27 protein-coding genes are annotated in these 22,146 nt (G+C 49.3%); 23 read left to right on the top strand and 4 right to left on the bottom strand.

Translation table 11 applies throughout. The features are described from left to right. The first annotated feature begins 2 nt into the window (after positions 1-2). From fliN to H7F11_RS00945, 12 genes are read left to right on the top strand one after another with little or no spacing between them, the layout of a single operon-like run. On the top strand, positions 3-527 hold the full coding sequence (gene fliN, locus H7F11_RS17060) for a flagellar motor switch protein FliN (protein WP_193650657.1): 525 nt from the start codon (positions 3-5) through the stop codon (positions 525-527). Continuing rightward, positions 524-1,051 carry a flagellar biosynthetic protein FliO gene (fliO, locus tag H7F11_RS00995; RefSeq protein WP_193650658.1) on the top strand — a complete coding sequence of 176 codons (528 nt, stop codon included), beginning with the start codon at positions 524-526 and terminating at the stop codon, positions 1,049-1,051. The genes fliN and fliO overlap by 4 nt, the downstream gene beginning before the upstream one ends. After that, positions 1,051-1,761 carry a flagellar type III secretion system pore protein FliP gene (fliP, locus tag H7F11_RS00990; RefSeq protein WP_193650659.1) on the top strand — a complete coding sequence of 237 codons (711 nt, stop codon included), beginning with the start codon at positions 1,051-1,053 and terminating at the stop codon, positions 1,759-1,761. Before fliO ends, fliP begins: the two co-directional genes overlap by 1 nt. 12 nt (positions 1,762-1,773) lie before the next feature. Next, positions 1,774-2,046: a flagellar biosynthesis protein FliQ gene (gene fliQ, locus H7F11_RS00985; RefSeq protein WP_193650660.1), complete on the top strand. Its 273-nt coding sequence runs from the start codon at positions 1,774-1,776 to the stop codon at positions 2,044-2,046. Further along, complete coding sequence (gene fliR / locus H7F11_RS00980; protein ID WP_193650661.1) at positions 2,043-2,834, top strand: flagellar biosynthetic protein FliR; 792 nt, start codon at positions 2,043-2,045, stop codon at positions 2,832-2,834. The genes fliQ and fliR overlap by 4 nt, the downstream gene beginning before the upstream one ends. Positions 2,835-2,868: 34 nt before the next feature. Beyond that, positions 2,869-3,996 carry a flagellar biosynthesis protein FlhB gene (gene flhB, locus H7F11_RS00975; protein WP_193650662.1) on the top strand — a complete coding sequence of 376 codons (1,128 nt, stop codon included), beginning with the start codon at positions 2,869-2,871 and terminating at the stop codon, positions 3,994-3,996. 3 nt (positions 3,997-3,999) lie between these two features. Continuing rightward, positions 4,000-6,054, top strand: a complete 2,055-nt coding sequence (flhA, locus tag H7F11_RS00970; protein WP_193650663.1) for a flagellar biosynthesis protein FlhA — start codon at positions 4,000-4,002, stop codon at positions 6,052-6,054. A 43-nt stretch (positions 6,055-6,097) separates the two neighbouring features. Further along, positions 6,098-7,285 carry a flagellar biosynthesis protein FlhF gene (flhF, locus tag H7F11_RS00965; RefSeq protein WP_193650664.1) on the top strand — a complete coding sequence of 396 codons (1,188 nt, stop codon included), beginning with the start codon at positions 6,098-6,100 and terminating at the stop codon, positions 7,283-7,285. Next, entirely contained in the window at positions 7,282-8,184 is a 903-nt protein-coding gene (locus H7F11_RS00960; protein WP_227485147.1) for a MinD/ParA family protein, read from the top strand. The genes flhF and H7F11_RS00960 overlap by 4 nt, the downstream gene beginning before the upstream one ends. A gap of 35 nt (positions 8,185-8,219) precedes the next feature. Further along, complete coding sequence (gene fliA, locus H7F11_RS00955) at positions 8,220-8,909, top strand: RNA polymerase sigma factor FliA (protein WP_227485146.1); 690 nt, start codon at positions 8,220-8,222, stop codon at positions 8,907-8,909. 12 nt (positions 8,910-8,921) lie between these two features. Continuing rightward, complete coding sequence (locus tag H7F11_RS00950; RefSeq protein ID WP_193650666.1) at positions 8,922-9,665, top strand: flagellar motor protein; 744 nt, start codon at positions 8,922-8,924, stop codon at positions 9,663-9,665. 11 nt (positions 9,666-9,676) lie between these two features. Then, positions 9,677-9,832 carry a hypothetical protein gene (locus H7F11_RS00945; RefSeq protein ID WP_193650667.1) on the top strand — a complete coding sequence of 52 codons (156 nt, stop codon included), beginning with the start codon at positions 9,677-9,679 and terminating at the stop codon, positions 9,830-9,832. Here H7F11_RS00945 and H7F11_RS00940 read toward each other — a convergent pair. Continuing rightward, entirely contained in the window at positions 9,811-11,373 is a 1,563-nt protein-coding gene (locus tag H7F11_RS00940; protein ID WP_193650668.1) for a GGDEF domain-containing protein, read from the bottom strand. The genes H7F11_RS00945 and H7F11_RS00940 overlap by 22 nt on opposite strands. A gap of 70 nt (positions 11,374-11,443) precedes the next feature. After that, positions 11,444-12,325: a GGDEF domain-containing protein gene (locus H7F11_RS00935; protein WP_193650669.1), complete on the bottom strand. Its 882-nt coding sequence runs from the start codon at positions 12,323-12,325 to the stop codon at positions 11,444-11,446. Between the two features lie 142 nt (positions 12,326-12,467). Between H7F11_RS00935 and H7F11_RS00930 the strand changes: the two genes are divergently transcribed. The 4 genes from H7F11_RS00930 to motB are packed head-to-tail and all read left to right on the top strand — an operon-like array spanning position 12,468 to position 15,285. Continuing rightward, a complete protein-coding gene (locus tag H7F11_RS00930; protein WP_193650670.1) occupies positions 12,468-12,902 on the top strand; it encodes a flagellar protein FliS in 435 nt (144 codons plus the stop codon). Positions 12,903-12,941: 39 nt separating this feature from the next. Next, entirely contained in the window at positions 12,942-13,451 is a 510-nt protein-coding gene (fliL, locus tag H7F11_RS00925) for a flagellar basal body-associated protein FliL (RefSeq protein WP_193650671.1), read from the top strand. Positions 13,452-13,464: 13 nt separating this feature from the next. Beyond that, the gene (gene motA, locus H7F11_RS00920) at positions 13,465-14,325 is read left to right on the top strand and encodes a flagellar motor stator protein MotA (protein ID WP_193650672.1); all 861 of its coding nucleotides are present in this window, start codon (positions 13,465-13,467) and stop codon (positions 14,323-14,325) included. 6 nt (positions 14,326-14,331) lie between these two features. After that, positions 14,332-15,285 carry a flagellar motor protein MotB gene (motB, locus tag H7F11_RS00915; protein WP_193650673.1) on the top strand — a complete coding sequence of 318 codons (954 nt, stop codon included), beginning with the start codon at positions 14,332-14,334 and terminating at the stop codon, positions 15,283-15,285. 123 nt (positions 15,286-15,408) lie between these two features. Here the strand turns inward: motB and H7F11_RS00910 are convergent, their stop codons facing one another. Both H7F11_RS00910 and H7F11_RS00905 read right to left on the bottom strand, forming a co-directional pair. Beyond that, complete coding sequence (locus tag H7F11_RS00910) at positions 15,409-16,551, bottom strand: HDOD domain-containing protein (protein ID WP_193650674.1); 1,143 nt, start codon at positions 16,549-16,551, stop codon at positions 15,409-15,411. 42 nt (positions 16,552-16,593) lie between these two features. Continuing rightward, positions 16,594-17,850: an EAL and HDOD domain-containing protein gene (locus tag H7F11_RS00905; RefSeq protein WP_193650675.1), complete on the bottom strand. Its 1,257-nt coding sequence runs from the start codon at positions 17,848-17,850 to the stop codon at positions 16,594-16,596. 279 nt (positions 17,851-18,129) lie between these two features. Here H7F11_RS00905 and H7F11_RS00900 point away from each other — a divergent pair, with 279 nt between their 5' ends. The 7 genes from H7F11_RS00900 to H7F11_RS00865 all read left to right on the top strand — a co-directional run bounded on the left by H7F11_RS00900 (position 18,130) and on the right by H7F11_RS00865 (position 22,135). After that, positions 18,130-18,381, top strand: a complete 252-nt coding sequence (locus tag H7F11_RS00900) for a chemotaxis protein CheB (RefSeq protein ID WP_193650676.1) — start codon at positions 18,130-18,132, stop codon at positions 18,379-18,381. Positions 18,382-18,461: 80 nt separating this feature from the next. Beyond that, positions 18,462-18,674: a hypothetical protein gene (locus H7F11_RS00895; protein WP_193650677.1), complete on the top strand. Its 213-nt coding sequence runs from the start codon at positions 18,462-18,464 to the stop codon at positions 18,672-18,674. Positions 18,675-18,954: 280 nt separating this feature from the next. Further along, complete coding sequence (locus H7F11_RS00885; RefSeq protein WP_193650679.1) at positions 18,955-19,749, top strand: flagellar brake protein; 795 nt, start codon at positions 18,955-18,957, stop codon at positions 19,747-19,749. Positions 19,750-19,768: 19 nt separating this feature from the next. Further along, complete coding sequence (locus tag H7F11_RS00880; RefSeq protein ID WP_193650680.1) at positions 19,769-19,927, top strand: hypothetical protein; 159 nt, start codon at positions 19,769-19,771, stop codon at positions 19,925-19,927. Next, the gene (locus H7F11_RS00875; RefSeq protein ID WP_193650681.1) at positions 19,924-21,030 is read left to right on the top strand and encodes a flagellar hook-length control protein FliK; all 1,107 of its coding nucleotides are present in this window, start codon (positions 19,924-19,926) and stop codon (positions 21,028-21,030) included. The genes H7F11_RS00880 and H7F11_RS00875 overlap by 4 nt, the downstream gene beginning before the upstream one ends. After that, positions 21,023-21,280, top strand: a complete 258-nt coding sequence (locus H7F11_RS00870) for an EscU/YscU/HrcU family type III secretion system export apparatus switch protein (RefSeq protein WP_193650682.1) — start codon at positions 21,023-21,025, stop codon at positions 21,278-21,280. Before H7F11_RS00875 ends, H7F11_RS00870 begins: the two co-directional genes overlap by 8 nt. 54 nt (positions 21,281-21,334) lie before the next feature. Beyond that, positions 21,335-22,135: an acyltransferase gene (locus H7F11_RS00865; RefSeq protein WP_193650683.1), complete on the top strand. Its 801-nt coding sequence runs from the start codon at positions 21,335-21,337 to the stop codon at positions 22,133-22,135. Positions 22,136-22,146: the final 11 nt, after the last annotated feature.

Genomic DNA, 22,146 nt, shown 5'->3' with positions numbered 1-22,146 from the left:
AGATGGCTGAAGAAAAGAAAACCCCGGCGGCGTCTGCAACAGAGTCTGCGGACAATGCTCAGGCAGACGATATTATGGCCGATTGGGCAGCAGCAATGAGCGAACAGGAGGCTGCAGAAACAACGGCCAAGAATCCTTCTGAAGCTGTTTCCAGAGAGGCAGGTGGCACTGCAGAGCAGGACGATGCTGCATCAGCCGCATCCGCTAAAACAGCAACACCCGTGTCCATGCCGGAATTGCAAGCTTCCCGAACGACGGGAACCCAGGCACAAAATCTCGACATGATACTGGATATTCCAGTAACCCTTTCGGTGGAATTGGGGAAAACCAAAATTCAGATTCGTAATTTGTTGCAGCTTGCCCAAGGTTCGGTGGTCGAGTTGGAAAGGCTCGCTGGTGAACCCATGGATGTTCTGGTCAACGGTTATCTGATTGCCCAGGGCGAAGTCGTGCTGGTGAATGACAAATTCGGGATCCGTTTGACCGACATTGTCAGCCCTGCAGAGCGCGCAAAAAAATTGCGATGAAACACCTTTTTGAAACGCCAAAATTTTGGCTGATCTTCTGGGTATTGTCCGGGTTCAGTCCCTTGGCCCAAGCAGGTACTCCCGCCGTGATGGACACGGGCAGCCCCTTTTCATGGATGTCCATATTGCAGTTGTTTGCAGCTTTGTTGTTTGTATTGGCTATATTTTTTGTGGTGATCTGGATGCTCAAACATTTCCAGCCGGGGGCAATGAATAACCCGGTTGCCGGGCTCAAAGTAGTGACATCACTGCCTTTGGGGACGCGGGAACGTCTTTTGCTAGTACAGGTCGGAGAGCAGCAATTGCTACTCGGGGTAACACCAACAGGCATTCATCTGTTGCATACCCTGGAGACAGCGCTGCCGGATACGACCAGTAATTCAGCAACGGCTTTTGCCAGCTGGTTACGTACTGCGATGGAGAGGCGCAAGCAAGGAACATGGAGCCCAAACACCCCAGCCCCCAAGGGAAATGTAAAAACCGGCGATCAACATCCACCTTCAGGAGATTCTTCACCGGACTGATGGTTTTTTTCCTGCCGGGGATTGCGCTGGCAGGAGGGCTCCCGGCCCTGACCGCAACGCCACAGGCTGGGGGCGCTACCGAGTACAGCCTCAGCATCCAAACCCTGATTTTCATGACCGTGCTGGTTTTCCTGCCAGCCATGTTACTGATGATGACCGCATTTACCCGCATCATCATTGTGTTATCCCTGCTCAAACAAGCTCTTGGTTCTACCCAGATGCCTCCGAGTCAAATTATTGTCGGGCTTTCCCTTTTTTTGACGTTTTTTGTGATGGCGCCGGTTTTTCAGCAGCTTAATACCCAGGCCCTGCAGCCATTAAGCAAAAACCAGATTAATCTCACTGAGGCCATGTCTCGTGCCGAAGGACCCCTGCGGACTTTTATGCTTTCCCAGACCCGACCCGACGACCTGGCACTTTTTGTCAAATTATCCGGACACAAGCAGTTGCAGGCCCCTGCCGATACGCCCATCACTTTGCTTGTTCCAGCTTTTGTGACTTCCGAACTGAAAACCGGGTTTCAGATCGGTTTTCTGATTTTTATTCCTTTTGTCATCATTGATCTGGTCGTGGCAGCAGTGCTGATGTCCATGGGCATGATGATGTTGTCACCCGTCACCATCTCTTTTCCTTTTAAACTGATGCTTTTTGTGCTGGTCAATGGCTGGGATCTGGTGATCGGCTCGCTGGTACAAAGTTTTGTACATTGAGGAGAATCTATTATGACTCCTGAAAGTATTATTGATGTGGGGCAACGTGCCATCTGGACGACGCTCCTGCTTTCTGCTCCGCTCTTGGGTATTGCTCTGGTGGTCGGGGTGCTGGTCAGCATTTTCCAGGCGGCTACGCAAATCAACGAAATGACCCTGAGTTTTGTGCCCAAGGTGATTGCCATGGGCTTGGTCATGGTTATTCTCGGACCCTGGATGTTGCATTTGATGATGGATTATACCATCCAGCTTTTTCATAATATTCCTCATCTCATTGATCAATGATTCACTTTACCAGTCTGCAGTTAGAGCACTGGATCGGTCTGGTCTTCTGGCCTTTCGTACGGGTGCTGGCCCTGCTGTCCACAGCGCCGGTATTCAGTGCGACCCAAGTACCGGTTCAGGTTCGGGTAGGCTTGGCGCTGCTGATCAGCGTGGCTATTGCCCCGGCCTTGCCCGCCATGCCTGCGGTGCATTTCCTGAGCGGCGAAGGGGTGGTTCTCCTGATTCAGCAATTGTTGATCGGTTTTGGACTGGGTTTTGCCATTACCCTGATTTTCAGTGTGATCCAGTTCTCGGGTTCGGTGATCAGTTTGCAGATGGGCCTGGGGTTCAGCAGCTTTTTCGACCCTGTTACCGGTGTGCAGGTCCCGACCTTGTCAAATTTTCTGAATTTGCTGGTACTGCTGCTTTTCATGGGGATGAATGGACAATTGCTGGTACTCGCGACCTTGATGCGCAGCTTTACCTTGTTGCCGGTCAGCGCCAGCCTCAGCCTGAACCCCTCAACCTGGCATTTGCTGGTCAGCGAAGGGGCCGTGATATTTTCTTTGGGCCTGGCCATTTCCACGCCGGTATTGGGTACATTAATACTGGTCAATATTGCCTTGGGGATATTGGGAAAGCTGGCCCCCCAACTGAACATCTTCGTGATTGGCTTTCCGCTATTGCTGGGACTTGGACTGCTGGCCATTTATATATTCATGCCCGCCATGCAAATGCTGGTCGAACATTTGTTGAGCATGTCCATGACTTTTGCCGGAAAAGCCATGTTGACGGCGGCACAGCCATGACGTTTCGGTCACAGAGCAGGGGGGAGGACGTCTGATGGCGGAAGAAAACGCGCAGGAACGCACTGAAGCGGCGACGCCGAAACGTCAGGAGGACGCCCGCAAAAAAGGGCAGGTAGCGCGCTCCCGGGAGCTTTCTACCAGCGCGCTGTTACTGGTTTCAGCGAGTTTGTTTTATGTGTTTGGGGACCATATTTATCAAAATCTTTCTGCTTTTTTGTATGCCGGTCTGCATTTGTCTACTCCCGAAATGACGGATAACGGTGAGTTACTCAGACATTTTGCACGTATGTTAATGATGGCTACCTGGATGACCTTGCCTTATTTCCTGATTTTGCTGGTAGCGGTTATGGCGGCGGGACTGATGGTCGGAGGTTGGGTTTTCAGTACCCAATCCTTAATACCGGATTTTACCAGGCTGGACCCAATCAGTGGTGCCCAGAAAATCATCTCCAAACATGGTGCTCTGGAACTGGTTAAAGCGGTTTTGAAAACCCTGGTGATTGGCGGCTTCGGGGTGACCCTGCTTTGGGCGCAGCGTCATGCCCTGTTCGGGCTGGTAGCGGAAACCCCCGATCATGCGCTTTTACATCTGATGCGAATGAGCGGACTGGTTTTTTTGACCCTCTCCGCCACCACACTGTTGATCGTGCTTTTTGACGTCCCTTTCCAGATCTGGACCCTGAATCAGAAGTTGAAAATGTCCCGTCAGGAAATCAAGGATGAAATGAAAGAGTCGGATGGTAATCCTGAAATCAAATCCAAAGTGCGCGCCATGCAGCGGGAAATGGCGCGCCGGCGAATGATGGCAGCCATTCCTAAAGCCGATGTCATTGTGACCAACCCAACTCACTATGCCGTTGCCCTGCGTTATAAAGAAGGGGAACAACGTGCACCCATGTTACTCGCCAAAGGTGCCGATCTGGTTGCCATAAAAATTCGTGAAATTGCAGCTGAACACCACATTCCTATTGTCGAAGCGCCACCTTTGGCTCGCGCCCTGTTTCATCATGTCGAACTGGAGCAGGAAATTCCTGTGAGCTTGTATCGGGCAGTGGCAGAACTTCTCGCCTATTTATATCAATTACGGGTTGCTGCTCCGCAGCAGTATCCGCCATTGCCGGATACCTGGTCAGTTCCTGCAGAACTGGATAAACGGGATTAATCGATGAACTTTATCAGCCGTCTCATACAAAAACTCAACTGGCATACTCTGGCCGCGCCCATACTGGTGATTATGGTACTGGCCATGCTGATTATCCCGCTACCCACTTTTCTGCTGGATATTCTGTTTACGTTCAATATTACCCTGGGGTTGATTATTTTGCTGGTCAGCCTGTACATGAAGCGGCCCCTCGAATTTGCAGCCTTTCCTACAGCCTTGCTGCTGACGACCCTGCTGCGCTTGTCCCTGAACGTGGCTGCTGCTCGTATTATTCTCCTGCATGGACAGAATGGTCCGGGCGCAGCGGGGCAGGTGATTGAATCTTTCGGTCAGTTTGTGGTGGGTGGAGATTACGTCGTTGGCATTATTGTTTTCGCCATTCTGGTGATCATCAATTTTGTGGTGATCACCAAAGGGGCTGGTCGTATTGCCGAAGTCAGTGCCCGTTTTACCCTGGATGCCATGCCCGGCAAACAAATGGCCATTGATGCCGATTTAAATGCGGGAATTATCGATCAGGAAGAAGCCCATCGACGGCGCAGTGAAATTGCTCAGGAAGCCGACTTTTTCGGATCGATGGATGGTGCCAGCAAATTTGTGCGGGGTGATGCAGTAGCGGCAATTTTGATTTTGTTTATCAATTTGATTGGTGGTCTGATTATTGGCATCTGGCAGCATGGCCTGAGTTTAAGTACAGCCGCGCACGATTATACCTTGTTGAGTATTGGTGATGCACTGGTCGCACAGATTCCGGCTTTGGTCATCTCCATAGCGGCCGGTATTGTGGTCAGCACCGTCAATACCGGTCAGGATTTGGGCAAACAACTGATCGGCCAGGTATTTCAAAATAGAGAGGTGATGACTATCGTGGCTGTTATTTTGGCCATACTGGGTCTGATTCCAGGAATGCCCCATTTGCCTTTCCTCGGTGCGGCGGCATTGTTGGGCGCAGTCGTCTGGTATGGCAAACAGGGTAAGGCACCGGAAAAAGTTGTCGAACCCCCTGTTGGTGGTGTAGAGCCGGAGGAGGTGACCTGGGCGAGTGTGGAGCCATTGGATCCTTTGGGACTTGAAGTAGGGTATCGTTTGATTCCACTGGTGGACAAAGGCCAGGGGGGAGAATTACTGGCTCGAATTCGTGGCGTTCGCAAAAAATTTGCCCAGGATTTTGGATTTCTGGTACCGGCAGTCCATGTTCGGGATAATCTGGAATTAAGACCAACGGCTTATCGTATTAACGTGAAAGGCGTGGAGGTGGGGGGCGGGGAGGTATTTCCGGATTTGCTGCTGGCGATTGATCCCGGAAATGTTCTCGGAAAAATCGCGGGCACCCCGACCACCGATCCCTCTTTTGGATTACCCGCCGTTTGGATTGATAAGGAAGAGCGCGATAAAAGCGTGGCTTTGGGTTATACCGTGGTGGACCCGGCTACCGTGATTGCCACCCAGTTGCACCAGATTCTCCAAAGCCATGGTGCGGACTTGTTGGGTCGGGAAGAAGTGGAAGGCTTGCTTTCTCATTTGGCCAGTCGTTCTCCCAAACTGGTGGAAGATGTCATTCCAAAAATGCTTTCCCCGGACAAGCTGAAAAAAGTCTTGCAGAACCTCCTGAATGAGGGCGTCCCGATTCGCGATATGCGCACCATTGTCGAAATTTTGGCGGAGCATGCACCCCAAAGCCAGGATGTTGACGAATTGACGGCAGCCGTGCGCACAGCTCTGGGTCCCTACATTGTTCAGGGGCTGTTTCCCGGGCAGTCCGAACTACCTGTTGCCGTGCTGGACGGGCAGTTGGAACACTTATTGCAAGAGAGTCTGCGCAATAGTAACGGCGAAGCTTTGGAGCCGGGTTTGGCTCAACGCGTACTGGAAAAGGCAGGGGACTTGATGCAGCAAATGGAGGCAGGGGGTATGCAGCCGGTATTGTTGGCCATGGCCCCCATGCGCACGTTTTTGGCACGTTTTCTGGCGCGGAGTGCCCCCCGGATGCGGGTTCTTTCTTATGCGGAAATACCCGAAAGTAAAAAAATCAGGGTGGTGGCTACCCTGGGTGCCTGATTTTTCAGAATGGTGCCTGAACGTCTAACAGGAGACAGTTTTTATGAAAATCAAACGATTTAGTGGTGCCAACACCCGGGAAGTTCTCCAGCAGATTCGGGGCACTCTGGGTCCTGATGCAGTGATTCTCTCCAATCGGGAGTCTGACGGTGAAGTGGAAATAGTAGCTGCCATTGATTTTGATGAAAAACAATGGAATGAAACCCAATCTATCCCGGCCTGGCCAGAGCCTTTGCGTACCCATCCGGAAAAAACAGAAGCATTCCAGTCAGCACAGCTACCGGCGCAAGGGGCCGCAATAGCAGCGCTACAATCTTCGACAACTGCCTCGCCACGTAACATGTCTCATCCACTGGTCTCCGCACCATTGCGTGATGAACTGCAAGCCCTCAAACAGCTGGTGGAAAGACGTTGGGGGCCGCAACTCGTGCAGCAATCCGCTCAGGAGGCATTGACGGAGATGGGCTTTTGCGAAGCGTGGATTACTGAGTTTCTGGAGCAGGAACAATCCCGGGAGTGGGAGCAGTTATTGCTCAATACTCTCCAGGAAAAGGTCGGGATTAGCCAGGTATCTTTGGAAAAACCAGGATTGTTTGTTTTGATGGGGCCAACGGGTTCGGGTAAAACTACCAGCGTCGCCAAGTTGGCTGCTGCTCAGGTTCTCCGGCATGGTCCTCACTCGGTAGCACTTCTGACTACTGATACTTATCGGATCGCCGGTGTTGAACAGCTCGATATTTATGCGCGTATTCTCGGTGTTCCTCTGGATGTGATCAAAGGCCCTGAGGATTTGTTGAAATCCCTGGAAAAACATCGTGACCGTTCATGGATATTTATAGATACCATCGGCATGGGACCCAGGGATCCCCGCTTGAATGAACAACTCCAGTGGTTTGCGGCACTGGGCGCTGATGCGCAAAGATTTCTGCTGATTCCTGCCAGTCTTAGTGGTCGAAATCTGGCTACTGTCCTGCAACCTTATACGGATATTCCTCTCAGTGGAGCCATTATTTCCAAGGTGGATGAAACTCCAGCCTTTGCGGCAGTGCTGGAATGGCTTGCCGCACAGCATCTGCCCGTTGCCTGGTATAGTGATGGCCAGAAAGTCCCGGAAGATATGCATGAGGCGCCGTGGGAGCAAATAATGAACTTGCTCAAGATGAATAGCGTGCTCCATAAGGATAAACTGGCAGATGATCCGGGGAGCCGTTACCATGGCGGCCAGTTATGAATAAATCCGGGTTGAATATATTGGTTCAGGACGAAAACAGGTTGGATCAAGCAGAAGGGCTACGCCGAATGCGGGCAAGAAAACCAATTAAAGTAATCGCCATTGCCAGTGGCAAGGGTGGGGTGGGCAAAACCAATGTAGCCGTTAATCTGGCGGTAGCTTTGGCGCAGCAGGGGGCCAAGCCCCTGCTTTTTGATGCGGACCTTGGTCTTGGCAATGTCGATGTGCTGCTGGGGCTGAGTCCGCGCTATAACCTGTCGCATGTGATTTCCGGCGAAAAAAGCATGCAAGAGGTGCTCATTACCGGCCCGTGGAATATCCGCATCCTGCCCGCTGCCAGTGGAGTGGCACAGATGGCCAATCTGGATACACAGTCTCAGGCCAATTTGATTCAGGGTATTGGTGATCTGAGTCTGGATATGGATTATCTGTTGATAGATCTGCCTGCAGGTATTGCCGGCGACGTGCTGACATTCAGTCAGGCAGCACAGGAAGTTCTGGTAGTACTTTCCAACGAACCCGCTTCCATTACGGATGCCTACGCGTTAATCAAGGTGCTCAGTCGTAATCATGGAGTGCGTCGTTTCAAGGTGTTACCCAACATGGTCAGGGATCAAAGAGAAGGGGATGCCTTGTTCCAGCGTATTGCTAAAGTGGCCGACGGATATCTGGATGTGACGTTGGAACAGATTGGCAGTATTCCGCTGGATCCTGCCCTGCGTGCGGCGGTTCGTTCCCAGAAAGCGGTTGTGGAAATGTATCCGGATGCCCCGGTTTCGCGCGCGCTGCAAGATTTGGCTGTGACGGTTGAACGTTGGCCGCACGCCTTTAATACTTCAGGGCATATGGCTTTTTTCATGGAGCGTCTGCTGATGAAAAATCCCGAGATATCTATCTGATGAGTGCTCGACGGGCCGCTGATCCATCAGTTGCAATGAGTGCAGATGTCGCCCGTTTCGCACCATTGGTACAGCGTATTGCCCAGCGGGTGTGGGCGCGGTTGCCGGCCAATATTGAATTGGCAGATTTGGTTCAGGCGGGATTGATTGGTTTGATGGATGCTCTTTCCGGGCAGGAAAACAGTGCGGGTGAGGCTTTTGTAGCTTATGCCAGTTTGCGTATCCGTGGCAGTATTATGGATGAGCTACGTAACCAGGACTGGCTTCCCCGGCGTGCGCGGGCCAAGGAGCAATCTATACGCAAAGCCATTACTCGCCTTGAACAGCAATTGGGTCGCGCTCCTGAAGAAGAGGAAGTTGCCGCTGCGCTGGGATGGAATCTCAAAACCTATCAATCTGCTTTGCAGGATACGGGTGGGCAAATTGTTTATCTGGAAGATTTAAGTGCGGATCAGGATGTTTTTGCGGGTCGTTATTTGCGCGATAAAACCCCTGACATGACAGCCATATTGGGTTCGGCGGAATTCGCTCGAGATCTTCAAGGTGGTATAAAAAGTCTTCCCGAGCGGGAGCAGCAGGTATTAGCCCTGTATTATCAGGAAGAGTTGACCCTGAAAGAAATCGGCATCGTGCTTGAAGTCACAGAATCCCGGGTTAGCCAGATTATGCGTCAGGCCATTTTGCGTTTGCGCAGTAATCTGGGTGATTGGAATGATGCTCCGTAAAATGGGTGCTACATGGATTTTTTGACAATAATAGGTCTGGTAGTGGCCTTTGGCGGGATATTTTTAGGGCAATTTATGGAGGGCGGTAAGCTGGGCTCCATTTTGCAGCTTACGGCTTTTATTATAGTCATCGGAGGCACCATGGGGGCGGTGATGGTGCAGTATCGGCTTCCGGTTTTTGTACGTTCTTTGAAAATGGTGCCGTGGATTATTTTGCCCCCCAAAACAGATCCGCAGCCGATCATTCAAGAGCTTCTGGAATGGAGTAATACAGCGCGCAAAAATGGTTTGCTGGCTTTGGAAGGATTATTGGAAAGCGTCACTGATCCATTTATGCGCAAAGGTCTGCAGATGTTAGTGGATGGTTCAGAGCCTGCCAAAATCCGTGCTACCCTTGAAGTCGACATGGATTCCCGCTCGGAGATTGAACGTCAGGCGGCGCGGGTGTTTGAGTCAGCGGGTGGCTACTCACCGACCATAGGTATCCTTGGTGCAGTTTTGGGTTTGATACACGTGATGGAAAACCTTGCCGATCCTGCAAAGTTGGGAGCAGGTATTGCCACTGCCTTTGTTGCCACGATATATGGGGTAGGCTCTGCCAATTTGCTGTTTTTGCCTGTTTCCAGCAAGCTTAAGGGTATTGTTCACCAGCAGAATTATTTGCGGGAAATGATTATTGAAGGCCTGGTCAGCATTGCGGAAGGAGAAAATCCGAAACTCATTGAAGGACGACTCCAAAGTTTTTATGCGGAATAAGGAGCACCCAGATGGCTGATATTCCTTTTCGTCCAGTAGAAACCGGCACTCAACCAGTCCAACCTTTGCGTCCTGTCAGTCAGGATCAAAAGCAAAATTCAAAGTCGCCCAAAACCCTGAAGCGCAAGAAGGGGGAGCCGGGTCATCAAGTGGACGAGTTTGCCTGATCGGCCAGATAAATGCGCTGGCGCCCATCTGTTTTAGCACGATACATGGTCTTGTCGGCGGCAGCTATGCTTTGTTCCTGACTACAGGAATTTTGCCAGAGGCTGATTCCTCCGCTAAAACTGATTTTCAGTGGCTGGTCTTGAGTCTGAAATAACTGCCGTCCCAGTCGGGTTTGCACACGCTCCAGAATATCCAATGCGTTTTCTGGGGTTGTATCGGGCATCAAAATGACAAATTCTTCACCTCCGTAACGGGTGATGACGTCATTGGCTCGCAATGTGTCCTGTAAAATTTTAGCCATTCCCTGTAACACCTGGTCACCCAGATCGTGTCCATGCCGGTCATTGACCTGTTTGAAATGGTCAAGGTCGACAATGGCGACGGTCAGCGGCTGTTTGAGTCGCTGGGCTCTGGCGGATTCGCGAGCAAAGGCGGCGCTCAGCCCCCGCCGATTTAATGTTCCTGTGAGAGGATCTACATGAACCAGCTGACTGATAGATTCCATTTCTTCTTCCAGCTTACGAATTTTTTCTTGAGCAGCGCTCAGACGGTTTTTTGCCTGGATCAAGGTATTTCTTGCTTCAATGGATTGTTTAGTAATGTTTTTGCTGGTATTCAAGACTTCACTGACAATTTTTCGTATTTGCTCCCAATCTGTTGCGCTATCCAGTTCATTGGCCAGGCTCTCCAATTGCTGGTGATTACGTCCGTTTTCACCGGCCATACTTTCGACAGATATCAGCACCAGATTCACGAGATCACGAATGGCTTCGCGGGCTTCTCTGACCTCAGATTTCAGCTTTCCTTGCTGAAAAATCACTTCTTTCACCCTGCTGATCGCCAAATCCAGCTCTTCGTGATTATCGGCAATTTGCACGGCCTGCCGCACAATATCCATTTGTCCAGACAAAAACGCATCATTTTCAGTCAGGTCGGCAACATTTCGCAGCAGTAGTTGCAAAAGTTCCTGTAACCCCTTGCGTATTTTTATTTCTTTTTCGTCCAGCTCCTGCTGGTGATGTAAAAGGTCTCTGGCTAAAGGAAACAGTGCATCCGGTTGAATTTCGTTTTTCTTAAGAAGTCCATCCAGTTGCTCCAGAAGAAAGGTGCTAGACTGGTCATGGTCTCGTATGGAATGCCGGATAACCGTCCTGAATAACTTCTGCCAGATCTCACAATTTACATCTTCAGAAGCATTTTCATTAATTTCTTTGGGGCTGATCTTTACCTGTCGTGTGGAGAGTTTTTCCCATTTTTGGAGAAGTTGATCCAGTTTTATGGCCAGAGTGCTGTTATTTTTTTCTTCCAGAAGCTGGTTTTTAGCCAGTATTTTTTGAAGATGCGATAAACCCGATTGAGATCTTTCCCATTCCGTAGAGAAGCGTCGCATAAGATCTTGCCAATTCATTTCGGGGGTGCTATGGGCTCCTGAAATTTCATGATAGCACTGCGTATAATTTTCGGGGGTCGGTGATAAACCAAGCTCCATAAGGCGGGTAAAGGCTTCCCGCGCAATTTCTGAGGGAGTTTTGTGGGTCATGCTGATAATGCCTTTGGATTCTTGCTACGCTCAAAAGCTATCGTAATGACTTGGTGGAAAAAAGGAAAGGTCAAGGCAGCAGGCGAGCCTGGTTTCGACCTTCATGTTTGGCCTGATACAGTGCTGCATCGGCAATAACAACCCGTTCATGGGATGGCACATTAGGCAGCAAGGGTGTTATTCCAATGGAAATGGTCACCTGAACAGGGGCGTGTTTTTCCAGCGGAAAGGAGGCAGAGGCGATTTTTTGACAAAGTCGTTGGGCAGTAAGCAGAGCGCAACTTTTATGCATTTGCGGAAATATAGCCAAAAACTCTTCGCCACCGTAGCGATATAATCCATCGTACGGGCGCAATGCAGAGTGCAAACGTCGGGAAAGCTCCTTCAGGACAAGGTCGCCGTTCACATGTCCAAAGCGATCATTTAATACCTTGAAATGATCAACATCGAGCATGGCAATAAATGCATGAGCACCACGGTCAACCAAGGCCTGTTCGCGACAGATGTCATCCTCCATACGGCGACGATTAAGCAGGCCAGTGAGTGGATCCACCTCCCCCAAATTTCTACTGAATGCCACAATTTCGTCAAAACATTGGCGCTCAAGGTCCTCGGCGGCATTCATCACCGCAAATAAATCACTGGCAGGTTCCTGATTGAAATTGTGATCTTGCAGTTTTTGCAGGATGTTGTGATAGCTTTTCTGCAGACCCTGCCAAAACACACGACGTCCTTCCGGGACCCGCGATTCCGGTGTATGTAGGGATTGCAGTACGCCCTGCTCAGCTTTTCGAGGTAATGGGCGTCCTTGCATGTGCTCGCGTAGCCAAAGTTGCCAGAATGATTTCCATGCCTCATAAAAATTGACGAGATCAGCCAGATAGGGGCTGCTGTCAACTTGAGAAGCACTATTTTGATGCGCGTATGTTTCAGTTTGTGATCGTGAAGTCATGGCTCACCTCCGTTTGAGATTTTAAGAGCAAAAGCCATGCCATTTTTCGATTTTTCCGGCTCAAGTCTTTGTTGGAAATGCATCCTTAAGTTTTTCCTGAGATGTGCCGTTATCCTGTTTATTACGGGGTGGGAGATTCATTATGCACCATACATCAAAGCGATCTGCGCGTGACCAGACTCTGGATTCAATTCAGGAAACAGATTTTTCACTGATGCAGCTTGGTCTGGAGGGCGTTGTAGCCTATTTGCTGCGCATCAAGAACGCCCTCGATCACCGTGATTATGTGGCCAAACGTGTGGCAGTAGAACGCGCCGAACAACTCGTACAACATCTGCTTCTGCATTTAGGAGAAGAAATACAAAAAGCAGTGATTGTGCGCCTGGACCGATTGTATCGTTACCTGCTTCTCAAATTGGCCCACTGTAATATGTTCAATGATCTGGAGTCGCTTTACGCTTGCGAGCCGATCATTGAGGATTTGCGACTGGAGTGGTCTATTGTACACGGAGAACAGAGAGATGAAGATGTCCGTTTTTCCAGGTTAATAGACTTTGATGATATGCTTGCTGGGTAAATTCTACATTATTGAGAAATAGATATAGGCAAGGATGCCATGGCAGAAAAAGCAGGAAAAAGTAAACTGATTATAATGTTGATTGCAGTCATTGTGTTGCTGGTGATTGTTGGTGGTGCTGCTGTCTGGTGGTTCATGATGCGATCCACTTCCGCTCCCACCCCTGCACAAATCGCCCAACAACAGGCTCAACAAAAACTCCAGAACACCAAGTTCATTGACCTTGGCTCCCTGGTAACCAATTTACAAAGTGCAGATGGCAATACGCACTACATACAGGTTCAGATTCAGCTGAAAACTTATGAGCCTTCGGTAGAAGCCTCGGTCAAATCGTATATGCCTGAAATCCGTAATGGCATTTTACTGTTATTAAGTGCCCAGAATGCCGATACGGTCAGCCAGCCAGCGATGCGTGATCAACTCCTGCAAAAAATTAGAGAGCAGGTTAATAAAGTGCTGGAAACAGATGGCGGCGCTCTGGCTAAACCGGTACCAGAAAAGAATCCTCCCATAGCGGCCGTTTATTTTGCCAGTTTTGTTGTTCAATAGTGGGATTTAACGCATGTTTCTGATTATTGGCTATGTGATTGCACTGGGTGCCATTTTTGGTGGTTTCATGCTGGAAGGCGGTGCCATCACTGCGCTGATCCAGCCTTATGAACTTCTCATGATTGGCGGCGGTGCTTTTGGAGCCTTTTTTGCGGCGACTTTTCCCCGTACTTTCAAGGCTGTCATCAAATCTCTTCCGCTAGCCTTCAAGGGATCAAAGTACAACAAAGCCATTTATATGGAACTACTCAGTTTGCTCAATGAACTTTTTAGTAAGATTCGCCAGGGTGGGCTCATGTCTATTGAGGGCGATGTTGATGATCCAGCGGCCAGTGAATTATTCAAAAAATATCCGCGTATTGTTGCGGATCATCATGTAATGGAGTTCTTGACCGACTACTTACGCCTGATGATTGGCGGAAATCTTGGCGCATTCGAAATGGAAAATCTTATGGATGTGGATATTGATACCCATCATCGTGAGATGGAAATTCCTATTCATGCCCTGGTTCGTACTGCAGACGGAATGCCAGCTTTTGGTATTGTTGCTGCGGTAATGGGCGTGGTAAATACCATGGGTTCCGTAGACAAGCCGCCTTCCGTTCTGGGTGAGTTGATTGCAGCAGCCTTGGTAGGTACTTTTCTGGGTATTCTTCTGGGTTATGCAGTTTTGTCGCCTTTGGCTTCGCGACTTGAAGATCGGGCAGCTGAGGGGGGTAAAATTTTTGAATGTATCAAGGTGGCGTTACTGGCAACTATGAATGCTTATCCTCCCCAGGTAGCCGTGGAGTTTGGTCGTAAGGTTTTATATTCGACAGAACGTCCAAGTTTTCAAGAGTTGGACAATCATTTGCGGGAGCTCAAGGGGAAATGACACGTCATGGCTGAAGAGGGAAAAAATAAGCCTATTGTCATAAAACGCATCAAGAAAGGAGGTGGTGGAGGACACGGCGGTGCCTGGAAAATTGCTTATGCTGATTTTATTACCGCCATGATGGCTTTCTTTTTGCTGATGTGGTTGCTGGGTTCCACGACCAAAGCGCAGTTACAGGGTATTTCCCAGTGGTTTAAAAATCCTGAGAGGGTTTCTTTGATGGGTGGCCCCGGTAGTGGTTCTTCCAATTCCATTTTGCCTGGTGGCGGCAAAAATTTGACGAAAACTGTTGGAGAAATTCAGCGCGGCGAAAAGCGGCAAAATCTTGCCAGTAATCCGGAAATCATTACAGCTGAAGAAGCGGTGGACCACCAAAACCTGGAGCATTTGAAAAAAGCTTTGGAAGCTCAAATTGCTGGCAACCCTGCGCTGGCCGCTTTTCGTCATCAGTTGCTGATCAATATTACTCCGGAAGGCTTGCGAATTCAGGTGGTCGATAGTGCCAAACGTTCCATGTTTCCAAATGGAAGTACTGTCCTGGAGCCGTATGCCCAGACGATTTTCAAGGCCATTGCACCAACATTGAATCAATTACCCAATCAAATCAGCATTACTGGGCATACGGATGCCGTACGTTATGCGAATGGTGGCAAAGGTTACAGTAATTTCAATCTGTCGGCGGGACGTGCTAATGCTGTTCGTCAGGTGCTGGTCCAGAATGGTCTGGATGAGAGTAAAATACTGAGAGTAGTCGGCATGGGATCGGCGGTGTTGTACGTACCAAAAGAGCCGGACTCTCCCTTGAATAGACGAGTAAGCATTGTGGTATTAAGTCAAAAAGCAGCATTACGGATTGTTAATAACCAGAAGATGGAAAAAAGTGTGAATAATACCAGTGCGGCTCAACAAGTCATCGGTGGATCTGCCGCATCAGGATGGCATCACCTTCCTCTACCTTGAGCCGTAGCATCTGGAGGCCTTCGCGGTTCACGTGACTGCCGGATATCTTGTCGGTAAATATCTGGTTCGCACGAATCAGGACGCCTGTAAGATGTTTAACTTCCAGCAACACTTCCGGGCCGCCTATTTTCTTCGATCATTTCGTTTCGCTACAAGTAAGGCCTGGTCAGCAAGAATAATCCGTAGAGCATTTTTATATATAATGGTGAATGCTTCGTCTGCAGAAAATGCCTGCAGAGTTTGATAACCGGCAGGCTCCAGGGTGCGTTGTAACAACGCCCGATCTCCGGTTTGGTCATCCACCAGAAGCAGTGGCTTGTTGCGAATATCTTCTTGATCATCTTGTGATCGCATTAATGTATTACGAATTGATTCCAGATTATCAAGTCCTGGGGGATATTGCGGTAATTCAAAAATTTCGGCGATATCTGCCCACTCAGAGAGTACATGGTGAATCATAGCTACAAAGTGCGGCGTATTCATCCACCAGCTTTTGATGTTTTCCTGCAGGATTTCCAGGCTACGATCAGACGCTGGGGACATGGCCCATTCAGTGATACTACGTCCGGCACCGAGAATACGAATAAGCGTATGTAGCCGATCTGGCGCACTATTGGATGCGTGCTCAAGGTCGAAATCAGTACCAGAATTGCAGCTTTCAATGGCCATAACCATGGTTTCCGGGAGTCGCCACTGCCGCATCAGGGCGGCGGTTAAATCGTGACGACTAAATCCGAATTCATTTTTTTCCAGAATTTTCTGTTCGGCAAAACTTAAGTCTTCATTACTGAATATAGTGCTTTTTTCTGGAGCTGTACAAACCATCATCAGGCTGCCGATTTCACTTAATAAACCAAAAATAAAAATCTCTCCGGCGGGCCAGCTTCCCATTTCTTTCGCCAGGGCCTGCATAGCAATTGCCCGTAATAAGCTGGCTGACCAGAAACGATACAAATCAAAATCAGGAGCGAAAGAAAGCTTTCCATTGATTAAGGCAAGGCCCAGTGCCATGCGAACTACTACTTGCAGACCTATTCGCATCAAGGCTTCATCCAAAGATACAATCGGACGCGTAGGGCGATATATGGGAGAATTGGCGAGCTTGATAGTTTTCGCTACCAAAATCGGATCAAGACGAATGAGGCGCGCAGCTTCGTCCAGGCTTGCATCTTCCTTTTGCAACAACTGCATGAGCGCTAATGTACTTTGCGATGGAGAAGGACAATTGCCTTTATCTAGCTGAGGTAAAAAAGCTTCAATGAGCATGATTGTAAGCATCCTTCTATTGATCAATTCTATATAATGTAATTATTTTAAACTGGAAGACCAGTTCATCGATTCCAGTGATGCAGCCGTGATTTCGGCAAGCGTTAACGCCAGGGTTTGACCAATTTTTTTAACTATGGCCAGATCTCCATGTTCTGCCGCTTCAATAAGCGTCAGTATTGCGCCGTCCTCGCCTTCATGGTTAATGAGAGCCTTGCGCATTTCATCTGAAATTTTCAGTTCACTCAAAAGATCGGCTAATGGCTGCTTTAAATAAACATCCAGAAGAGACAACATGCCAGCGAGAAAGCTACGATGAAGGGCAGCTGGCTGATCATCCAGGACTGGAGATTTTTCTCTGAGAATTTCTGCAAATTTGGCGCGGGTTGTAGCCATAACGAGAACAGATGATTTTTGAGTACCCTTGCTGGCAAACAACAGCAAAGTCAGCCAGCGTTGCAAGGGTTGTCGACCAAGTAAAATAAGAGCTTGGCGGATACTCTCTATTTCCTGACCACGAGTCATTCCAGCAGAATTCAAATAGCGTAAAAGCTGATAGGAAAGACCCGGATCACGGTGGAAGGCTTCTTCAATATCACAGACAGGGTTTTCTTCGAGTAGCAAATTGAGCAGGTCGAAAATGGTATGTTGATTGGAGGTCAGGGCTTTCCCTTTGACGACTTCGGGCTCCATATAGTAGAAGCCTTGAGTGTAATCGACGCCCGCCTCGAAGCAGCGACGCGCCAAAAGGGCGGTTTCAACGCGCGTGGCAACTATTGCCGGTTGTCGGGGAAGCTTGCAGTTTTTAATTTGCCTGACCCGGACTTCCCATTGTTCTGGTGCGTTGCTAAAACAGTCGATCTTGATGAAGTCAACAATTTTGAGTAATGCCAGGTGCCAGGGTGAGGCTTCGAAGCGGTCCAGGGCCAGACGAAAACCCAATTTCTGCAGATGAAGGAGATGCCCGAGGAATTCCCGACTGGGTGCTTCGGTAATGGTGAACTCAGGAATCACCTGACGAGCAGGAAACAACTCCAGGCTTTTCTCATCAAAGTTACTATTGGTAAAATTGATGAAGGCAGGTTTCCCGCCCAGCAGGCTTTCAAGATTGTAGACACTGAATGTTTTTATCAAAACCCGTGCCGAGCAAAGAAAGGGGTCTTCCAGCGGTCCGCTGCTTTCGTTACGCGCAAAAAGCTCATAGCCGATGATCTCATCCTGGCGACCGAGTATGGCCTGCCGCGCCACCAGTTCTTGATCGTCTTCAGGGGGAAGCGAGTTTTGGGAGTTTTGGCTCATTTGGTTACCGCAATCCTTCGCACATGGATGGTACAACAATTAGTCATTTCCCTGGAATCTTCCAACCTTTTTTTGAATGAGCATGGGGCAATCCAGAAAGCAGCACAAGCCGTATTAGCTCCCCCTAAAGTTTTATCGGCACCGTGCCGTATTGATCGGTGATCGTTTTAAATTTGATACAACCATCCAGGATGGATAGATAAATGGCATCGGAAACACTCGTTAATGCCCTCGGGCAAGCTGTTAAAGTCTTGAGTTCTCAGGTGCGATATTAAGCACATGCGCCTGGTCCGCAGTGGAGGACGTTTTGCCGTTATGGTTTTTGACGGACCTTTAGTCAAACATCATCCGCCTTCAGTGGACGTGCTGTTTCGTTCGGTGGCTCAGGTAGCTGGACGAAATGCCTGGGGCATGATCATGACCGGAATGGGGGCTGACGGTGCCCAGGGATTGCTGGAGATGCATCAGGCGGGAGCCCGCACGATTGCCCAAGATGAATCCAGTTGCTTGATATTTGGGATGCCCAAGTAAGCAATAAAATTCGGTGGGGTCGATGAAGTATTAGTCCTGACTCATATTGCCAGCCGCTTGCCGCGATCCATAGAAGGGGTGTGCTGATGATTACTCCTTCTCAGGACTTGGCTGATGAAGATTTCGTCATGCCGGAACCATTGAAAAAGCTCATTCTGATGTCGCGGCGCATTCAAAAACGACAGCGTATTTTTGTCATGTCAATTTTGCTGGTTTTTTCGAGTCTGGTTGGCCTGACGATTTTTAGCATTGGCGGGAGTCAGTCACCTGCTCAGCCAACTGACGGACTGTGATTTGGTTGCAGAGGGTATTGCTACTCCTGATGAGCTTCATTTGTGGCTACAACTTGGTGGTCGCTATATTCAGGGATACCTTCTTTCGCCTCCACCGCCAGAAAATGCCTTTTTTACCTGGCAATCTTGCTTGATCCCGCCAGTTCTTCGTTCGGTACGAACGATAGACCTCCAGGATATGGCTGGTCTCTGGCAATAAATTCATTCATAGTCCAGCATTGACGACAGCTATCATGGGTGTTGATAAGATGATGCATATTCTGGGTCAGAGCAGGTGTTTATGACGGAACAAATACATGAAATGCGTCGCCATCTGTTTTCCGAACGTTTTCGTGTTACAGCCTCGGTGAAAGCATCAGGTATCCTGGAAAATTTATTGCGGGAGCATATTTTCTGTACCTTATGGCTGGATGACCAGATCCAGAGTTATAACACGCTGTTGCTGGACATAAAGTCGGAAAGTGAATTAAACATTGATTTGCCCTTGAATTTTCCTAAGCAGATTGATGCTGGCTTGCAAGTCACGGTACTTTCCCGGGTAGATGGGGTAATCAGTGGTTTTCAGAGCCAAATATTGCGTCAAGAAGAATCTGGCATTGTTCTGAATTATCCCGATGCGATTTATCAGTTACAGCGTCGTCAGCTTTTTCGGGTGCCTCCCACTATACAGGATCCCGATGAGGTGGAAATTTATCGTCAGGGTGCCTTGATGGTTTCTGGACGTATGCAGGATATCAGTGCTGGTGGAATCCGGGTTATGAGTCGCTGCCCCAAGGATCTGCCTTTTCAGCCCAGCGAAATCTTATCTCAGTTGGTATTTAAAATTCGCGATAGTGATCCTTTGCACATGCCTGCAGTCATTCGTTTTGTGGACAATCATGTTGCGGGAGCTACCGGCGTCATTCTGGGTGTGGAGTTTCAAAATCCACCGGCCGCTGACCAGGAAAAAGTGGCCCAATATGTGCAAACCCGTGATCGGGAAATATTGAGGATGCTGGGTATTGGACTGCGCAGTTCAGGAAAACAGCAACCTTCTTCTTGGGGCGGTAAAATAAAAAGCTGGTGGAAAGGCTGAAGGTTGAGGAGTCTTGTGCATGTGCTGGATACTTCTGCTGATGGTGTTAATGCTACTGCGACTGCAACTGTTGGCAGAAGCGGGTCGAGATGCCAGATTCATTGCCAGTGCCTGTCAGATGCGTGAAGACGATGTTGAATGGTTAATTCGGCGTCTGAATGAAGAAAAGCGCTCATGAATTCCACGACTATGGAAACGGCATACACTATCAGAGTTGTGGAAACAGCTCTAATTAATGCCACGGCAACATCGTTGTCTCAAAGCTTGCTGCCAGGAAATACGCTGAGTGCAAAACTGTTACAATCGGGCAATCAGCAAACCATGCTTGCGGTAGCAGGAAAAACACTGGCCTTTGAATTGCCAGGCCACTGGTCAGCAGGACAGGAAGTGCAGTTGACCTACCTGGGTGGCAGCAATAATCCCAAGTTTTTGCTGATGAGTCATTTGGCATCTGTGCGTAGTGATCAGGTGGCTTTATCGGATACTGCGCAATCCTTAAGCGATCTGGTCCAGACTGGGAAACCGGCTGCGCAAATTGTTCATACTGCGGCTATGTTAGCGCCGAATGATGCGTCTCCGGCCAATATTGCGAATTTTTTACAGAGCAGCTTGCAGCAGAGTGGTGTTTTTTACGAAAGCCATCTGGCCGCCTGGAACCAGGGTCAATGGACCACACAAAACTTGTTGGCTGAACCACAAAATGCGGGCAGACCCATGACTGACACAGGATCCAGCGCCACCAGTAAGGCTGCCTTGTCTTTCAATCAGACAGTTGCACCGGAGTCGCCATCGCTCCTGGCCAGTGATGCCAGCAAAATCGCCCAGCAGAACGTGGCAACATACACCCAAATTGCCGATTTGAATAAATCGGGAGCCTTAGCCTTGTCTACTAACGCTCATACCGCCTCCCTGCAGATTTTGGCTCAACAAATCCAGGTGTTGAATCAGCAGCAGTTTGTCTGGACGGGGCCTCTTTGGCCGGGCCAGAACGTGAGCTGGTTGGTGAGGCGTCGTGATGGAGATGGTGAAGAGCCTTCTCAAGCGGGTGAAGAGGTTCCCTCCCGGCGCTGGGATAGTACCCTGATTCTGGATCTGCCCAAGCTGGGGCACGTGGAAGCCCGTCTGCAATTAGTGAAATCTACCTTGCATCTGGTTCTCACTGCAGATCAGGCGGCTTTGCTGCGAGCTCACGGAGGCGAGCTGACCCAATCCCTTCAGGATTTGGGCTTGCAGGTTTCTACGCAGCAGATTCGTCCGGTAGATGATTCCGTACATGGATAAACCTAAAAGTGCAGTGGCTCTGCGTTATCAGGCAGAAGATGCAGCACCCACTCTGATTGCCAAGGGGCAGGGCCTGGTAGCTGAGCAAATTATTGCCAGAGCGCGAGAGGCTGGTATATTTGTTCATGAATCCAAGGAGCTGGTTAATCTGCTCATGCAGCTGGACCTGGATCAACAAATACCACCTCAGCTGTATCAGGCTGTAGCCGAAGTTTTGGCCTGGGTTTATGAAATTGAGCGTGGCATGTAATTCGTTTTATTGTTAGAGTCGTCCAGCAAAAAAATAAAGACATCAAGGATAGTCATGTCGCATCAGGTGTTTCGAAACCTTTCCAGTTGTTTTACGGGAGTAAAGCCTATCCGTCTGGTACGCTTCAGTTTGATGATCGGGGTCTGTCTGGGCCTCGCGGCCTGCATGGATGAAAACACTTCCTATGCGGTGAAGTCCATCCACGAGACTCTGCCTGCCCCCGTTGTGGCGCGTAAGGCACCCGCCCCGCAGAAATCTGAACGTTATCTGGATCAGATGGCAATTATTGATGCGCATAAGGACTTTTCCGAATCCCCCGATCCGGGCTATGTATTGGATGCTCGTTCGGTACTGCGTTTTCCTAAAACTTATCCGGTTGGTCTGATCATCATTGGTGACAGTATTTTGACCGGCTGGTCAGGATATTTTGCGCATGTGTTTCCCAATGCGCTCATCAGTGGGCGGGTGGGCAGACAGTTTTCCAGCGCCCTGCCCATCTGGAAGACCATGCAACAAACCGGGATGACCCAAGGGGTAGGTGATGTCGTCATCGAATTGGGTACGAATGGTGAAGTGTATCCTGAGGACATGCAGCAACTACTCAAAATGCTTGGCCACCGCCAGGTATTTCTGGTGATGCCGGAAATGCCCCGGTCCTGGGAACATGAAGTACAACAGCTTTATCTGCAAACCGCCGCCACACACCCGAATGTGCATCTGGTGCGCTGGGATCTGCTCAGCAAAAATCATCCGCAATACTTCTGGACGGATCTGGTTCATCCCAATTGGCAGGGAATTCAGGTCATGGTACATGCCATTGCTCGTGATATTAAAAAAACTGAAGACAAAAACTAATTCATAAAATT

The sequence above is a fragment of the Acidithiobacillus sp. HP-2 genome (assembly GCF_015100155.1).
In the GTDB taxonomy this organism is placed as follows: Bacteria; Pseudomonadota; Gammaproteobacteria; order Acidithiobacillales; family Acidithiobacillaceae; genus Acidithiobacillus.
This window is presented reverse-complemented; position numbering and strand designations above follow the sequence as displayed.

Bases quoted from the DNA above. Each gene is read 5' to 3' on its own strand.
- H7F11_RS00940 (WP_193650668.1), bottom strand. From the start codon at position 11,373: ATGACCCACAAAACTCCCTCAGAAATTGCGCGGGAAGCCTTTACCCGC.
- H7F11_RS00905 (WP_193650675.1), bottom strand. From the start codon at position 17,850: ATGAGCCAAAACTCCCAAAACTCGCTTCCCCCTGAAGACGATCAAGAA.
- flhF (WP_193650664.1), top strand. From the start codon at position 6,098: ATGAAAATCAAACGATTTAGTGGTGCCAACACCCGGGAAGTTCTCCAG.
- H7F11_RS00935 (WP_193650669.1), bottom strand. From the start codon at position 12,325: ATGACTTCACGATCACAAACTGAAACATACGCGCATCAAAATAGTGCT.
- H7F11_RS00945 (WP_193650667.1), top strand. From the start codon at position 9,677: ATGGCTGATATTCCTTTTCGTCCAGTAGAAACCGGCACTCAACCAGTC.
- H7F11_RS00865 (WP_193650683.1), top strand. From the start codon at position 21,335: ATGTCGCATCAGGTGTTTCGAAACCTTTCCAGTTGTTTTACGGGAGTA.
- fliR (WP_193650661.1), top strand. From the start codon at position 2,043: ATGATTCACTTTACCAGTCTGCAGTTAGAGCACTGGATCGGTCTGGTC.
- H7F11_RS00900 (WP_193650676.1), top strand. From the start codon at position 18,130: ATGCGCCTGGTCCGCAGTGGAGGACGTTTTGCCGTTATGGTTTTTGAC.
- H7F11_RS00910 (WP_193650674.1), bottom strand. From the start codon at position 16,551: ATGCTCATTGAAGCTTTTTTACCTCAGCTAGATAAAGGCAATTGTCCT.
- flhA (WP_193650663.1), top strand. From the start codon at position 4,000: ATGAACTTTATCAGCCGTCTCATACAAAAACTCAACTGGCATACTCTG.
- H7F11_RS00950 (WP_193650666.1), top strand. From the start codon at position 8,922: ATGGATTTTTTGACAATAATAGGTCTGGTAGTGGCCTTTGGCGGGATA.
- fliA (WP_227485146.1), top strand. From the start codon at position 8,220: ATGAGTGCAGATGTCGCCCGTTTCGCACCATTGGTACAGCGTATTGCC.
- H7F11_RS00960 (WP_227485147.1), top strand. From the start codon at position 7,282: ATGAATAAATCCGGGTTGAATATATTGGTTCAGGACGAAAACAGGTTG.
- H7F11_RS00885 (WP_193650679.1), top strand. From the start codon at position 18,955: ATGACGGAACAAATACATGAAATGCGTCGCCATCTGTTTTCCGAACGT.
- fliP (WP_193650659.1), top strand. From the start codon at position 1,051: ATGGTTTTTTTCCTGCCGGGGATTGCGCTGGCAGGAGGGCTCCCGGCC.
- H7F11_RS00870 (WP_193650682.1), top strand. From the start codon at position 21,023: ATGGATAAACCTAAAAGTGCAGTGGCTCTGCGTTATCAGGCAGAAGAT.
- H7F11_RS00930 (WP_193650670.1), top strand. From the start codon at position 12,468: ATGCACCATACATCAAAGCGATCTGCGCGTGACCAGACTCTGGATTCA.
- fliQ (WP_193650660.1), top strand. From the start codon at position 1,774: ATGACTCCTGAAAGTATTATTGATGTGGGGCAACGTGCCATCTGGACG.
- fliL (WP_193650671.1), top strand. From the start codon at position 12,942: ATGGCAGAAAAAGCAGGAAAAAGTAAACTGATTATAATGTTGATTGCA.
- motA (WP_193650672.1), top strand. From the start codon at position 13,465: ATGTTTCTGATTATTGGCTATGTGATTGCACTGGGTGCCATTTTTGGT.
- fliO (WP_193650658.1), top strand. From the start codon at position 524: ATGAAACACCTTTTTGAAACGCCAAAATTTTGGCTGATCTTCTGGGTA.
- flhB (WP_193650662.1), top strand. From the start codon at position 2,869: ATGGCGGAAGAAAACGCGCAGGAACGCACTGAAGCGGCGACGCCGAAA.
- fliN (WP_193650657.1), top strand. From the start codon at position 3: ATGGCTGAAGAAAAGAAAACCCCGGCGGCGTCTGCAACAGAGTCTGCG.
- H7F11_RS00875 (WP_193650681.1), top strand. From the start codon at position 19,924: ATGAATTCCACGACTATGGAAACGGCATACACTATCAGAGTTGTGGAA.
- motB (WP_193650673.1), top strand. From the start codon at position 14,332: ATGGCTGAAGAGGGAAAAAATAAGCCTATTGTCATAAAACGCATCAAG.
- H7F11_RS00880 (WP_193650680.1), top strand. From the start codon at position 19,769: ATGTGCTGGATACTTCTGCTGATGGTGTTAATGCTACTGCGACTGCAA.